The 14,625-nt window shown below is 55.6% G+C and carries 14 protein-coding genes; 12 read left to right on the top strand and 2 right to left on the bottom strand.

Going from position 1 to position 14,625, the window contains the following annotated elements:
• The first annotated feature begins 75 nt into the window (after positions 1-75).
• The 3 genes from pyrF (at position 76) to PYL13_RS02625 (ending at position 2,180) form a co-directional block, all read left to right on the top strand.
• Positions 76-768 carry an orotidine-5'-phosphate decarboxylase gene (gene pyrF, locus PYL13_RS02635; protein ID WP_250983371.1) on the top strand — a complete coding sequence of 231 codons (693 nt, stop codon included), beginning with the start codon at positions 76-78 and terminating at the stop codon, positions 766-768.
• A 13-nt stretch (positions 769-781) separates the two neighbouring features.
• The gene (locus tag PYL13_RS02630) at positions 782-1,069 is read left to right on the top strand and encodes a DUF1330 domain-containing protein (protein ID WP_250983370.1); all 288 of its coding nucleotides are present in this window, start codon (positions 782-784) and stop codon (positions 1,067-1,069) included.
• Between the two features lie 130 nt (positions 1,070-1,199).
• A complete protein-coding gene (locus tag PYL13_RS02625; RefSeq protein ID WP_275640420.1) occupies positions 1,200-2,180 on the top strand; it encodes a complex I NDUFA9 subunit family protein in 981 nt (326 codons plus the stop codon).
• Positions 2,181-2,740: 560 nt separating this feature from the next.
• Here the strand turns inward: PYL13_RS02625 and PYL13_RS02620 are convergent.
• Positions 2,741-3,547 (bottom strand): undecaprenyl-diphosphate phosphatase, encoded by an 807-nt coding sequence (locus tag PYL13_RS02620; protein ID WP_259147819.1) that lies wholly within the window; start codon positions 3,545-3,547, stop codon positions 2,741-2,743.
• 161 nt (positions 3,548-3,708) lie between these two features.
• On the opposite strand from PYL13_RS02620, the gene PYL13_RS02615 reads away from it, so the two are divergent.
• The 9 genes from PYL13_RS02615 to PYL13_RS02575 all read left to right on the top strand — a co-directional run bounded on the left by PYL13_RS02615 (position 3,709) and on the right by PYL13_RS02575 (position 13,830).
• Positions 3,709-4,401, top strand: a complete 693-nt coding sequence (locus tag PYL13_RS02615; protein WP_192486735.1) for a glutathione S-transferase family protein — start codon at positions 3,709-3,711, stop codon at positions 4,399-4,401.
• Complete coding sequence (gene queG / locus PYL13_RS02610) at positions 4,382-5,563, top strand: tRNA epoxyqueuosine(34) reductase QueG (RefSeq protein ID WP_275641357.1); 1,182 nt, start codon at positions 4,382-4,384, stop codon at positions 5,561-5,563. Before PYL13_RS02615 ends, queG begins: the two co-directional genes overlap by 20 nt.
• Positions 5,564-5,570: 7 nt before the next feature.
• On the top strand, positions 5,571-6,446 hold the full coding sequence (locus PYL13_RS02605; RefSeq protein ID WP_275640419.1) for an SDR family oxidoreductase: 876 nt from the start codon (positions 5,571-5,573) through the stop codon (positions 6,444-6,446).
• 396 nt (positions 6,447-6,842) lie between these two features.
• Positions 6,843-7,202 carry a septal ring lytic transglycosylase RlpA family protein gene (locus PYL13_RS02600; protein ID WP_192487804.1) on the top strand — a complete coding sequence of 120 codons (360 nt, stop codon included), beginning with the start codon at positions 6,843-6,845 and terminating at the stop codon, positions 7,200-7,202.
• Positions 7,203-7,310: 108 nt separating this feature from the next.
• Positions 7,311-8,600: an RsmB/NOP family class I SAM-dependent RNA methyltransferase gene (locus tag PYL13_RS02595; protein ID WP_275640418.1), complete on the top strand. Its 1,290-nt coding sequence runs from the start codon at positions 7,311-7,313 to the stop codon at positions 8,598-8,600.
• A 154-nt stretch (positions 8,601-8,754) separates the two neighbouring features.
• Complete coding sequence (locus PYL13_RS02590) at positions 8,755-10,032, top strand: imelysin family protein (RefSeq protein ID WP_275640417.1); 1,278 nt, start codon at positions 8,755-8,757, stop codon at positions 10,030-10,032.
• A 43-nt stretch (positions 10,033-10,075) separates the two neighbouring features.
• Positions 10,076-11,605, top strand: a complete 1,530-nt coding sequence (locus PYL13_RS02585) for a di-heme oxidoreductase family protein (RefSeq protein ID WP_275640416.1) — start codon at positions 10,076-10,078, stop codon at positions 11,603-11,605.
• The gene (locus PYL13_RS02580; RefSeq protein WP_275640415.1) at positions 11,605-12,726 is read left to right on the top strand and encodes an imelysin family protein; all 1,122 of its coding nucleotides are present in this window, start codon (positions 11,605-11,607) and stop codon (positions 12,724-12,726) included. Before PYL13_RS02585 ends, PYL13_RS02580 begins: the two co-directional genes overlap by 1 nt.
• A gap of 9 nt (positions 12,727-12,735) precedes the next feature.
• Positions 12,736-13,830 (top strand): DUF1513 domain-containing protein, encoded by a 1,095-nt coding sequence (locus tag PYL13_RS02575; RefSeq protein WP_275640414.1) that lies wholly within the window; start codon positions 12,736-12,738, stop codon positions 13,828-13,830.
• Positions 13,831-13,841: 11 nt separating this feature from the next.
• Here PYL13_RS02575 and PYL13_RS02570 read toward each other — a convergent pair whose 3' ends face one another.
• Complete coding sequence (locus PYL13_RS02570; protein ID WP_275640413.1) at positions 13,842-14,624, bottom strand: aspartate/glutamate racemase family protein; 783 nt, start codon at positions 14,622-14,624, stop codon at positions 13,842-13,844.
• Position 14,625 lies beyond the last annotated feature (1 nt).

Here is a 14,625-nt window from a genome sequence, read left to right as displayed (position 1 = left end):
TGTGTTTCATCACACCGGTGCAACGCAGCGCCGCGCGTCTTTGCGCGGAATGCTTTCAACGAACGGGGAGCCGAGATGACCGCACGCGATCGCCTGATCGTCGGACTTGATATTCCGACAGTAAAAGAAGCCGAAACAATCGTCAGCCAGCTTGGTGATGACGTTCTGTTCTACAAGGTAGGTTATCAGCTGGCCTTTGCTGGCGGGCTTGAATTTGCCCGTGATCTCGTCCAGAGCGGCAAGAAGGTTTTCCTCGATATGAAGTTGCTGGATATCGACAACACGGTTGCATCAGGCGTCGAGAACATTGCCAAGATGGGCGTTTCCATGCTGACGCTTCACGCCTACCCCAAGGCCATGCGGGCTGCCGTCAAGGCTGCACAGGGCTCCGACCTCTGCCTGCTGGGTGTTACCGTGTTGACCTCCATGGACAATGACGACCTCATCGAAGCCGGCTACAGTGGCGACGCCCGCTCACTTGTTCTGCTGCGCGCCAAACAGGCCCGCGAAGCTGGCATGGGCGGCATTGTCTGCTCTGCCGAAGAATCAAGCGCCGTTCGCGAGGTTCTTGGACCAGATATGGCCGTCGTTACCCCGGGCATTCGCCCGGCAGGTGCCGATCACGGAGATCAGAAACGTGTGATGACACCTCTTGATGCCATCCGCGCCGGTTCGAGCCATCTTGTGGTTGCTCGCCCGATCGTCAAAGCTGCTGATCCGAAAGCCGCTGCACGCGCTATTCTCGCTGAAATGCAGACTGCACTTTAAAGGAGTTGAACTGATGGCCAAGGCTTATTGGATTGCCCGCATCGATGTACACGACACCGACCGTTACAAGGACTATGTTTCGACCGCCAAACCTGCCTTTGAGCGGTTCGGCGCAGTGTTTCTGGCCCGTGGAGGTGAGTTTAGCGAACTTGAAGGCAAAGCACGCCAGCGTAACGTGGTAATCGAATTCCCTTCGAGACAGGCGGCCGTCGATTGTTTCAACTCGCCTGAGTACCAAGAAGCCCTGAAAATTCGCCAGGCAGTTTCCGATGCAGAGTTGGTTGTTGTCGAGGGAATTTGACGCAAAACAAGTGTGAATGGAGAACCGTTCATCAAAGGGTAATCCTTGATGCTGTTCTCTCTTCACCTGCTGCCCGCTTTCAGCTAAGAGACCATTAAAACCTCAGTAATTCCGTTCGCAGGAGCCTGTCATGACCTTGGCAAACCTTCCCCCTCTCGTCACCGTGTTCGGCGGTTCGGGCTTTATCGGGCGTCATGTAGTCCGGACGCTGGCAAAGCGCGGTTACCGCATTCGCGTTGCTGTCCGCCGTCCTGATCTTGCCGGCTTCTTGCAACCACTCGGCAATGTTGGCCAGATTTCCTTCGCTCAGGCCAATCTTCGTTACCGCCAATCGATCGACAAGGCTGTCGAGGATGCCGATTACGTGGTCAACTGTGTTGGCCTGCTGCTTGAAAGCGGCCGCAACACATTTGACGCTGTGCAGGAATTTGGTGGTCGCGCAATTGCCGAAGCCAGCCGCGCCGCCGGTGCGAAGCTGACCCATCTCTCGGCAATTGGTGCCGACGCCAACTCTGCATCGTCCTATGCCCGCACCAAGGGTCGTGCGGAAGCTGCCGTACAGAGCATTCTGCCAGACGCGGTTATCCTGCGTCCTTCCGTCGTATTCGGCAATGAAGACGAATTCTTCAACAAGTTTGCCCGCATGGCGCAGACCATGCCGTTCCTGCCGTTGATTGGCGGCGGCAAGACGAAGTTCCAGCCTGTGTATGTTGAAGATGTTGCGGAGGCTGTTGCAAAGTCCGTTGATGGCGCCTTGAAGCCTGGCGCAATCTACGAACTCGGCGGTCAGGAAGTCATGACATTCCGTGACTGTCTTGAGGCAGTTCTGGCTGCCACCTATCGTGAGCGTCCGTTCGTATCACTGCCATTCCCGATCGCTTCGCTGATCGGCAAGATTTCCTCGATGGTTCCACTGATCAAGCCGGCTCTTACTGCTGATCAGGTTACGCTGTTGAAGAAGGACAATGTTGTTTCCGAAAGCGCGGAGAAGAATGGCCTGACACTTGCTGCCATGGGCATTACCCCTGTTCGCGTCTCGTCCGTTTTGCCGACATACATGGTGCATTACCGCGCCCACGGCCAGTTCGCCAAGACTGGAAAAGCCGCCTGAGAGCAAGGCTCAAAATTTTAAAACATCGACAATCGCCCGGGAACCATTTCCGGGCGATTTTCGTTTGGGCCAACAATCGTCAGATACGAAAGCGTGGCACAAGCGCAACGCTGAATAAGACTTTGCATTAACCGAGCATTCAGCAAGCTGTACTATTGATAATGGGCGGTGGGACACATATACCCCAGCCTCGCATCCCCAAGATGGACGACCCGTCATGTGGGCAATATCATTTGAAAGGCATATATAATGGGCAGGTCTATCGCACTGTTTTTTGCGTGTGCGGCATTGGTAGTTCTGGCAGGTTCTTTCATGGCGCCGGGTACTGTGGCCGCCGGAAAGAGTGAATGCGCCCCGGCTTACGGTGTGGATCCCTGCGCAACCGGTGCAATCCACTAAATCACATCTGATTATCAGGTTTGACGAACGGCGCGGTATTTTCATCGTTGACGCCATTTTGAGCCTTTCCCGTTTTAATGAAACAGGAAAGGCTTTTGCATTTCTGGTATCCACCGGGCCAGACATGGTCTTCACATCCAGCTTGGTTTTGTTCTCAAAATTTAGCCGACCGTCAGAAGAGCTATCAGACCTATGGTGCCGATCAGTATGCGCCACCAGGCGAAGACGGCGAAACCACGCTTCGACACGAAATCGAGCAGCGAACGCACCACAAAAAGACCGGACACGAAGGCCGCGATAAAGCCAACGGCGATAAGCGCACCATCATCGAAGCTCAGTGCGTCGCGGTTCTTGTAGAGATCAAGTGTGAAGGCGCCGAGCATGGTCGGCATGGCCAGGAAGAATGAAAATTCTGCCGCAGAGCGCTTGTCAGTCCCCATCAACAACGAACCAACGATGGTGGCACCGGAACGCGACGTTCCGGGAATCATCGCCAGGCACTGGAAGAAACCGATCTTGAGGGCCAATGACGGCGGGTAGTCCATGACGTCGGTATATTTCGGCGTCAGCGTCATGCGATCAACGGCCAGCAGGATAACGCCGCCGATGATCAGCACGACACAGATCAGCATCGGCGTTTCAAATAGCACTTGCTTGATGAAATCATGAGCAAAGGCACCGATGATGGCAGCTGGCAGAAAAGCCAGCAGGACCGCCAGAACAAAGCGGCGAGCCTTGGCACTTGTCGGCAGAGCCATGGCAATCGACAGCAGTTTTTGGAAATAAACCAGCAGGATGGCCAGGATCGCGCCGAGCTGGATCAAAACTGCGAATGTATTGCCAGGAGACTTGAAACCGAGGAAATGTCCGGCAAGCAGCACATGTGCGGTAGACGAAACCGGAATAAACTCCGTCAAGCCTTCTATGATACCAAGCAGCAATGCGCTGATGATCGATTGGTCCGCCATGTGCAATCCTTTTATATGCCGGGGAGAATGTGGATGATGGTCTCTTGGGTTTAAACTTGTTTTGAAATAGCTAAGCTCTTATAGCTTTTGCCACAGGCGCATATTTGCAGCACTGCAGCACGAGCTTTTCACAAATCACCAATCTCTAAATTCGAGCATCAATGCCTACTCTTTATCATTCACCGATGTCTACTGCATCCCGGTTTGTACGTCTTATTCTGTCAGAATACGGCTTTCAGTGCGATTTGGTGGAGGAGCAGCCGTGGGAGAAGCGTAGGGAATTTCTGGCGCTCAACCCGGCCGGCACGTTGCCGGTGTATGTTGATGATAATATGAGAGCACTTTGCGGCCCGAATGTGCTTGCCGAGTTTCTGGACGAAACCCACGGTGTGCTGAAAAGAGATCGTCGTCTGCTGGCCGAAGATCCGTTCCAACGCGCCGAAATTCGCCGCTTGACCGAATGGTTCCTGCAAAAGATGGAAAATGACGTCACCCGCCCCCTTGTGCGGGAACGTGTCTACAAATTGCAGATGACCGCTGCACAGGGCGGTGGCGCCCCCGATTCCAAACTGCTGCGCACAGCGCGCGCCAATATTCGCCAGCATATGCGTTATCTCGAGTGGCTGTCCGGCTCACGGACCTGGCTTGCCGGTGATCGTCTGAGTTATGCCGACCTTGCTGCTGCAGCCGGTGTTTCCGTGCTGGATTATCTGGGAGAGATCGACTGGCTCGAATCCCCCATTACCAAGGAATGGTATCAAAGGCTGAAGTCCCGGCCGTCCTTCCGCCCGATGCTCGGGGAACGGATCCGTGGCCTTGCACCTTCTTCACACTATGCGGACCTCGATTTCTGACCCGGTGACACAAACAGCGCCCTTAAATGACCGCGACAGCCAACGCCGCGCGAAGCTGACGGCTTTTGTGCGCTCGGAGGCAGCAGCGGCCGGGTTCGATCTCTGTCGTATCACCGCCCCTGACAGCATTCCGCAGGCGCCAGCACGGCTCAGAGATTTTCTGGAGGCCGATTACCACGGCACCATGAGCTGGATGGCGGAGACGGAAGAACGACGTGCCGACCCGCGTGTCCTCTGGGAAAGTGTGCGCTCCATCGTCATGTTCGGCATGAATTATGGCCCGGACGAAGACCCGCGCTCCCTGCTGGACAAACCGGACAAGGCTGCAATTTCCGTTTACGCTCGCAACCGTGACTATCACGACCTTATCAAGGGCCGGCTCAAAGAGGTCGCAACGCGCTTTGCTGCCCGTGCTGGTGAAGATGTGAAGGTGTTTGTCGACACCGCACCCGTCATGGAAAAGCCGCTGGCGATGGCAGCCGGTGTCGGCTGGCAGGGCAAACACACCAATATCGTCAGCCGCACGCATGGTTCCTGGTTGTTTCTGGGCAGCCTGTTCACCACGGCCGAACTGGATTTTGACGCGCCGGAGCGTGATCACTGCGGGTCTTGCAGTTCCTGCGTCGATGCCTGCCCGACCGACGCCTTTCCAGCTCCCTACAAGCTGGATGCCCGCCGCTGCATCTCCTACCTGACGATTGAGCACAAGGGCATCATCGACCCACATTTCCGTCCACTGATCGGCAACCGTATCTATGGCTGCGATGACTGTCTTGCGGCCTGTCCGTGGAACAAGTTTGCGCAAAGTGCATCAGAAATGAAGCTGAAGGCGCGTGACGACCTGAACGAACCATCGATCGCCTTTTTGCTGACGCTGGATGATCCGACCTTTCGCACTTTCTTTAGTGGGTCTCCGGTCAAACGTGTCGGTCGCAACCGTTTTATTCGCAATGTGCTGATTGCCGCTGGCAATTCCGGTGACCCCACATTTATCGACCAATGTCTTAATCTCGTGAAAGATCCCTCGCCTGATGTGCGTGGCATGGCCGTCTGGGCCTTGTCGCGACTGATGGACAAACAGGCGTTCCACTCTTACGCTGCAACACGCGGTTCGGAAGATGATCCGGACGTGCTTGAAGAATGGCGACTGGCAGGAGCATAAGACTATAATGCATGCGATGATTTTGGGAGCCGGATATTCCGGCAAGGCGATAGCGACCAACCTTCAATCCCATGTCTCGCAAATTTCAGGCACAACACGCACAGCCGACAAGGCCGATCAGCTTGCAAAAAACGGCATAAAGCCCTTTATTTTCAACGGTGAAGAGCTGAGTGACGCATTGCGTGACACATTTTCAAGTGTAACTCACCTCGTACAATCCATCGGACCGAACGACGCTGGTGATCCGCTGTTGCGCCTTATCGGCAACGTACCGATGCAAAGCCTGATGCCGGAACTGGAATGGGTAGGCTATCTGTCAACAGTTGGCGTTTATGGCGACCACGGCGGAGAATGGGTGGACGAAGACACAGCTTGCCGTCCGGTCTCGGTTCGCTCAGTTCAAAGAGTGACGGCAGAGGACGCATGGATGGCACAGGCCAAAACCTGCGGCCTGCCACTCTCAATCTTGCGGCTTTCCGGTATTTACGGTCCGGGTCGTAATGCATTTCGAAACCTGGAAAACGAAACAGCACGTCGGCTGGTCAAAAAGGATCAGGTCTTCAATCGCATTCGGGTGGAGGACATCGGTGCGGCCTGTGCCTTCCTTTTTGCCCGGAAGGCTGACGGCGTCTTCAATGTAACTGATAGCGAGCCCTGCCCGCCGCAGGATGTTGTGGCCTACGCTGCTCAACTGATGGGGCTTGAGCCACCTACAGAACAGGATTTCGAAACCGCTGAACTCTCCCCGATGGCCCGTTCCTTCTATGGCGAAAACAAACGCGTCTCCAATCGTCGTATCCAGAAGATGGGCTTTGAATTTCGCTACCCGGATTACCGGATGTCGTTATTGCAAATGTGGAACGACAAGGTCTGGCAAGGGTAGCGGATCGCTGAATCCAGCGGCCGTTTTGGCATGAAAAATTCATCCAAAGCCAGTTTAGCGGATGAATTTATCAAGAAGTCGCCACATTAAGATTTGGTTAAACCGGATTTAGGGTGCCAGATTCACAGGCTTGGAAAATTTTTTCATAACAGTTTTGTGAACGGTTAGGCCTTAAAATTTAGTAGCAATTGCTTTTCAATTTGCTGTTGATTCTAAAGAAATTTTTCACCCTTTCTCAAAAAGTTCAACATTTTCAATCATCACGATAAAATCATGATTATTACAGTCATTTATATTTCGTGATTAGAAAAAGGCTCTTTTTTGCCATTTTTCGCCCTTTCTAAGCGCCGCACAGATCAACCGACGCCCGCTGATGATAAAGGGAAGCACAATTTGATGAAGATCGGCCACAAGACTATCGCCGTTGCGACTATAGTTTGCTGTTCGTTTATTGCTCCACTTCAAGCCAATGCAGCAAACGGCTGCGGCGGGGCATCCTGGTACGCACTAACCTCGAAGACTGCTTCCGGTGAACGCATGAACCCATCCAACCTGACGGCGGCCCATCGCTCGCTTCGGTTCGGCACCAAGGTCAAGGTTACCAACAACCGCAATGGCAAGGCTGTGATCGTTCGCATCAACGACCGTGGACCGTTCATCAAGGGTCGTGTTCTCGATCTTTCCAAGGCTGCCGCACAGCATATCGGCATGGTCAGCTCCGGTACTGCAAAAGTTTGCTACCAGATCATCAGCTAAGCCCTGATAAATACGGCTTTACCCGCAAATCGGGTAAACAACGTGAAAGCCTTGCTCTCGCCGCCATTCACCGCTACCAACCAGACGATCATAGTTGAGAGGTAGCATATGCGTTTGGGCGGGCGTTTAGCCGGGGCAATCGAGGTACTGGCCGATATCGAGACGCGCAAGCGCCCTGTGGCCGATGCCTTGAAGGATTGGGGACTTGCACATCGTTTTGCAGGTTCTGGTGACAGGGCAGCCATTGGCAACATCGTTTACGATGCCCTGCGCATGAAACTCTCCCACGCCTGGCTGATGGACGACGATAGCGCAACCGCGCTGGGTTACGGTGTGATGCTGCGCCAATGGAACATGACCGCAGACGCATTGCGGGGCGAGTTCGATGGCGACAAGTTTGCACCAGAGGCGCTGTCCGACAGTGCACTCAATGCATTTCAATCGCGGAACATTTCCGATGCCCCCCTGCATGTTCAAGGTGATATTCCTGACTGGGTGCAGGCTTCGTTTGAGGAAGCGTTTGGTGAAAGCTGGCTGCAGCAGGCACAATCGCTGAATGAGCGTCCAACGCTCGATCTGCGTGCCAACACCTTGAAAGCCACCCGTGAAAAGGTTCTGAAGGCGTTGGACGACGCCGGGGCGGAAAAGACGCTGATTGCACGGCAGGGCATCCGAATTCCCGCGGGCACAGGCCCATCGCGTCTGCCAAATGTCACGGCCGAACTTTCCTTCCAGAAAGGCTGGTTCGAAGTGCAGGACGAAGGGTCCCAGATCGTTGCTGATCTGGCCGGTGCACAAGAGGGCGAACAGGTTCTCGACTATTGCGCTGGCGGCGGCGGCAAGACATTGGCCATGTCCGCATCCATGAACAACAAGGGCCAGGTTCACGCCTTTGACGCTGATCGGAAACGGCTTGCGCCGATTATCGAGCGTCTCAAACGCGCCGGAACCCGCAACGTGCAGGTCCATGATCGCGCCGCGGGCCTTAATTCATTCCTTGGCAAATTTGATCGTGTGCTTGTCGATGCGCCTTGCACAGGCACCGGTACCTGGCGCAGACGCCCGGACACCAAATGGCGCCTGACCACCCGTAACCTTGAAGAGCGTGTTGAACAGCAGAACGATGCACTGAAGCAGGCCAAGGCGTTCGTGCGTCCCGGCGGTTTCCTGCTTTATGTAACCTGCTCGGTTCTGCCGCAGGAAAACGAACGCCAAGTCCGGCATTTCTGCGCAGAGAACCCGGAGTTCAGCATTCAGTCGGCACTTCCACAGTGGGACAGCCTGTTTGGAAAGGCTGGCAAACGCCCGCATTCGTCCGATGGCGACACCATTACATTGACACCTGCTTCAACAGATACGGACGGCTTCTTTTTCTGCGCGATGCAGAAATCCGCCTGATCTCGAGCATTTGACGCCCGTCAAAATGACGGGTGTCAAATTCGACCCTTCTGTTTGAAAAGGTTCTAAACTAGATAATTTGACACAGGTTTGTGATTGGTTCAGAACTCGGCTGCCCGCGGCGCAGGATATTAGCGTCGCAAAAGGAGGGACCATGATCCGCAAATCCATTATCGGCGCCACCCTGGCGCTTCTGGCCGCCTCGGCCACATTTACCGCCATTCCTGCCCGTGCAGCGACCGACCCGGCTGCTGTCGTCAAGCATTATGCGGAGCTCGCACATGCCAAATTCGAAGACTCGCTGAACACGGCGAAGGAACTAGAAAAGGCTGTAGACGCGCTGATCGCGACACCAAGCGAAGATACGTTGAAAGCCGCCCGCGTCGCTTGGATCAAGGCGCGTGTTCCTTACCAGCAGTCAGAAGTCTATCGTTTTGGCAACCCGATCGTTGACGAGTGGGAAGGCAAGGTCAATGCCTGGCCGCTGGACGAAGGCCTGATCGATTACGTCGACGCATCCTACGGCACTGAAAGCGATGAAAACGAGCTTTATGTTGCCAATGTCATCGCCAACAAGACGCTGAAAATCAGCGGCGAAGATGTTGATGCTACCAACATCACACCAGAGCTTCTGCAGAGCCTGCATGAAGCCGGTGAAGTTGAGGCCAACGTCGCCACTGGTTACCATGCCATTGAGTTTCTGCTGTGGGGACAGGATCTGAACGGCACCGGACCCGGTGCAGGCAACCGCCCTTACACCGACTACGACACCAAGAATTGCACCAACGGCAATTGCGACCGCCGCGCGGCCTACCTGAAGGCTGCAACCACGCTGCTGGTTGCTGATCTGCAGGATATGGTCACCGCCTGGGCACCGGAAGGTGAAGCCACCAAGAATGTCACAGCCGATCCCACGGCAGGCATCACTGCCATCCTGACCGGTATGGGTTCGCTCTCCTATGGTGAGTTGGCAGGTGAGCGCATGAAGCTTGGTCTTTTGCTGCACGATCCGGAAGAAGAGCATGATTGCTTCTCCGACAACACCCATGCCTCGCACCTGAACGACGCTATTGGCATCGCTTCGGCCTATACCGGTGAATACACCCGCGTTGACGGCACCAAGGTGACCGGTCCTTCCGTTTCCGAACTGGTAGCGGAAAAGGACAAGGCGCTGGACGAAGAGGTCAAGGGCAAGCTGAACAAGACGCTGGACGCCATGCATGCCATGGAAAAGCGCGCTGAAGCCGGCGAAGCCTATGACCAGATGATTGGTGAAGGCAACGCTGAAGGCAATGCCGTTGTTCAGGCAGCAATCGACGGTCTCGTTGATCAGACCAAGAGCCTCGAGCGCGTGATCACGGCCCTCGACCTCGGCAAGATCGAGTTGGAAGGCTCTGACAGCCTCGACAACCCGAACGCTGTTTTCCAGTAAGAATGAGGCGGGCCGTACATATCCCGTGCGGCCCGGTCCCCCCATGCCCCATTTCCGGCCCTCCCGGTTGCTTCTATGTGCGTTGGCGGCAACAAGTCTGCTGCGTCCTTCTCTAGCAGATGACAAAACCTCCGTGTTGCGCAGCGATCTTTCAGACGAAGACCGCAACCGCGTGAGTGTGGTCACGGCACCGACGGCGGACTTTTCAAAGCCAGAACCTTTTGAAGCAATGTCTGCCGGGGCAACCACCAGCCGAGCAAAACCAAATAGCGGCGCCTTTTCGCATTTTTCCGCCAATATGCCGTTCGAGCGGCGGCAGGATTTCAAGCTGGGCAATGCGCTGTTTCAGAAATTATGGGTGTCCTCCCCCTCCTCCACACAGGCGTCAGACGGTCTGGGGCCGCTTTATAATGCCCGCTCGTGCCAGAGTTGCCACGTCAATGACGGGCGCGGCCGTCCGCCCCGCGAGGGAGAGGACGCCGTCTCGATGTTTCTGCGGCTGGCCCGCACAGCATCAAGCCAGTCCGAACGAGACGCCATCGCTCGCCATGATGTCCTGAATTTCCCCGATCCAATTTATGGCGGGCAATTACAGAACCTCGCCATTCCCGGCTTGAAATCCGAAGGACGCCTAACCGTTACCTATCAGGATATGCCGGTTGTACTTGGTGACGGTGAAGTCATAACACTGCGCAACCCGACTTATCGCATTGACGGGCTGAACTATGGTCCACTTGATCCCTCCACCACGCTATCGGCACGCATTGCGCAGCCAACACTTGGTCTGGGGCTGATCGAAGCCATCCACGACGACGATATTATGGCCAAGGCCGACCCGGAAGACCGGGATGGCAACGGCATTTCCGGTAAACCTGCCTGGGTGCGAGACCAAAGTACGGGCGAGCTCAAACTCGGCCGTTTTGGCTGGAAAGCGCAAAGCGCTAATATACGTGACCAGAGCGCAGCGGCATTCTCCCATGACATCGGCATTTCCACGCCGGACAGACCAAATGCCTATGGTGACTGCACACCCGCACAGACCGACTGTCTTACCTTGCCGACCGGGGTTCAACCCCGGTTGGGCACGACCGAGGCGCCGGACCCTGTCATGGATCTTGTGACCTTTTATACCGAAAATCTTGCCGTCCCTGCACGGCGCAAGGTGAGTGACGCTCAGGTTCTGCGCGGCAAGGAGATGTTCTACACATCCGGCTGTACGAACTGCCACACGCCGAAATATGTCACGCGCCGTGACGCCACCGACACGTTGCAGGCCTTCCAGCTTATCTGGCCCTATTCCGACTTCCTGCTGCACAATATGGGAGATGGTTTGGCCGATGGGCAGCAGGTGGGCGAGGCAAACGGGCGGGAATGGCGCACACAGCCTTTGTGGGGCATTGGCCTCACAAAGACCGTCAATGGAAACACGTTTTATCTGCATGACGGGCGCGCGCGCGACCTGACCGAGGCCATTCTCTGGCACGGCGGAGAAGCGCAGACGGCACGGGATGCATTTGCAGCCTTGCAAAAATCTGACCGGCAGGCTTTGCTGGCGTTTCTGGAGTCCCTTTGATGCGACCTGTCATGCGAAAAACCTTGTGCCTTCTGCCAATCATGCTGGTTCTGACGGCGTTTAACGCCAAAGCGCAGGATGTGGAGCTCTCTCCACCGCCGCCGCTTGATCCTGCCAAGGTGCGGGTCATCATGAAGAAGGCTGTCGATGGTTTTATCAGACCGGGTTATGCAGCGCTTGCGGTGTCTGCGACTTCGCTGGAAGGCAACATGAAAGCGTTGTGTGCGGCACCGTCACAGGAAACGCTGGGTGCAGCTACCGCTGCATTTGCCGACACAGTCAAGAAATGGTCGACGATCGAAATCGTCCGTGTTGGCCCGGTCATTGAACAGAACCGATTTGAGCGTATTCTGTATTACCCTGATCGCAAGGGTCTCGGTCTCAAGCAAGTTCAGCGTTACCTGACCGAAAAAGACGAGACCGTCACAAATGCGGAGACGCTGAAGGGCAAAAGCGTTGCCGCGCAGGGTCTGGGCGCACTGGAGTTTGTTCTTTACGGCACCGGTTCCGAAGCGTTGCAACAGGAAAAAGCCGGCTTCCGTTGCAGATACGGTGCTGCGGTTGCTGGCAACATTGCCAATGTTGCCAGGGACCTTCAGGCCGTATGGGACGAGCCGGATGGTGCTGCCAAGAACTGGACGGAGCCGGGTCAGGAGAATCCGGTATTCCGTGATGAGCGGGAAGCGATCGTCGCTCTGCTGGGCATTCTGGTGCATGGCTCGGAAACCATTCGTGACCAGCGCATCGAGACTTTCTACAAGGGTCCGGAAAAGGTGAAATTTCCGCGCACTGCTATCTACTGGCGCTCAGGGCAGACATGGAAAAGCATCGCCGACAACGTCACCGCCGTTCAAAGTCTGATGAAAACAGCTGGCATGGCTGACCTTTTGCCATCCGACCAACGCTCCATTAGCGGTTCCATCGACTTTCTCGCCAAATCGATGGTGCGGGTTGCTGGCACGATCGATCCAGATGTTGAAAAGGCACTGGCCAATGACGAACAACGTGCCAAAGTTGATTACCTCCTGCTGAATGGCCGGGATTTCATCTACCGACTGAACGACCAGTATGGCGGAGCTATCGGTCTGAGTTCCGGGTTCTCTTTTTCTGATGGCGACTGAGGCTCAAAGATGACAGCCGCGAAAAGCACTCTGTTGATCGACCGGCGCCAATTCATCAAAGCCGCCGGCGCCTCCTTCTTCGCAGCCCTTGGTCCGCGCTCTCTTTATGCGCTCGAGCGGGCTGATGCGGTATTTGCCTCAGGCTTTCGGGCACGCGATGGCTCCTACGGCATTGCGACATTGAGCGAGAGCGGTGAGATCATCGACCGGCTGAAATTGCCAGCACGTGCCCATGGCATGGCCACCTGCCCCAGGTCAGGCATGACGGTGGCGTTTGCTCGCCGGCCCGGTACTTTTGCCATGGCCTTCAACCCCGCCGGTGGTGTCGAGCCCGTTGTCATGCACACCCCCGAAAATCGACACTTTTACGGGCATGGGCAATTTTCCCCCGATGGTTCCATTCTTTACGCCAGCGAAAACGATTTTGAAGGCAATCGTGGTGTCATTGGCCTTTATGACGTTCGGGACGGTTTCAGACGCATCGCAGAGTTTGATGCACACGGCATCGGTACCCACGACATGACCGTCAGCGATGACGGACGCCTGCTTGTTATCGCCAATGGCGGTATTGAAACCCATCCTGACTTCGGGCGCACCAAACTCAACATTGACCGCATGCAGCCATCTCTGGTGCTGCTTGACGCCAAAAGCGGGCATCTGGTGCAGAAACACACTATGCCGGAGAAGTTGAGCCAGCTTTCCACGCGTCACGTCGATCTTGGTGAGGATGGGCGCATCTGGTTTGCCTGCCAATACGAAGGACCGCGCAACGATCTGCCGCCGCTGGCCGGATATTTCTCCAAGGGCGAGGATATCACCTTCATTGACCTGCCGGAGGAGACGACCGAACAACTGGCAAATTATGTCGGAGCCATCGCGGTGAACCGTCGTGACGGGATTGTTGGGCTAACCTCACCCAATGGCAATGCTGCCGTTTTGCTTGATGAGGTGACGGGCCGCGTTCTGTCGGCAACGACAGTACGAGAGGCGGCAGGCGTTGCCGCCGCGACCAAGGGCATTATCGTGTCATCCTATGATGGTCATTTTGGTGACACGCTAACTGATGTGGCTTTCGACCAGCATATTGTCAGGTTGGTCGAATAATCGCTGTCGTATCAGGCGGAAAGCGCTGAAGGTGTCGTGTGGGAAATGGCCTGGCTTTGTTTGCCCATGACGAGCCTGAACGCACTGCCAGCCAGTGCCTGATTGGAATCGAAAACCTTCAAACCATGCTTGGCAAAACGCGGCATAAGGCTGGTCAGTTCGGTGCAACCGAGCAGAATGGTATCTACCCCTGACAGGCGCAGTTTGGAACACAGACGGTCGAGCCGTTCCAGATTGGCATCCCCGACCGCACTGTGAACTTTCACCTCTTCCAGCAGCTGCGAAACAAGCGACTGGTCCTCAGGCGACAGGCGGTGGCATGCCATGCCCTGCTTTTCAATCACGGCACCATAGAGATCAAAATCGGCAAGCGACGTCGAGGTGAAAGGCGTTACCAGCTTTGCCTGCTCATGGCGGGCAAGAGCAACGGTTTCCTCAACGATATTAGGAACAGGAACAGCTGCGTTTACCGCCCAGCGGTCATAAAGCAGATGCGCGGTGTTGCAGGGCAGGACGATTGCCGTCGCACCCATACTCGCCAATTCTCTAATATTCTCAGCTATATAAGGCGAAGGGTCACGCTCTCCAAGCTGGAAGTAACGACCCCGACTTGGCAACTTGGTGTTGGTATCCGTGATAACCCGCGGAAAATGCCAATCCTTGGTGGCTGGAACAAGAGCGTAAAAGGCGCGCAAGAACTCGATGGTCGCCCAGGGCGCAACCCCGACAACACCCAGCACGCCTTCGTCTTCCGGCCAGTCTACGTCGCCACCAAGCGGCAGGATCTTCGCCATT

The organism is Agrobacterium sp. Azo12 (genome assembly GCF_029193765.2).
Taxonomy (GTDB): Bacteria; Pseudomonadota; Alphaproteobacteria; order Rhizobiales; family Rhizobiaceae; genus Agrobacterium.
Note: the sequence above shows the minus strand (reverse complement) of the source record. Positions and strands in the feature narration are given on the sequence as shown.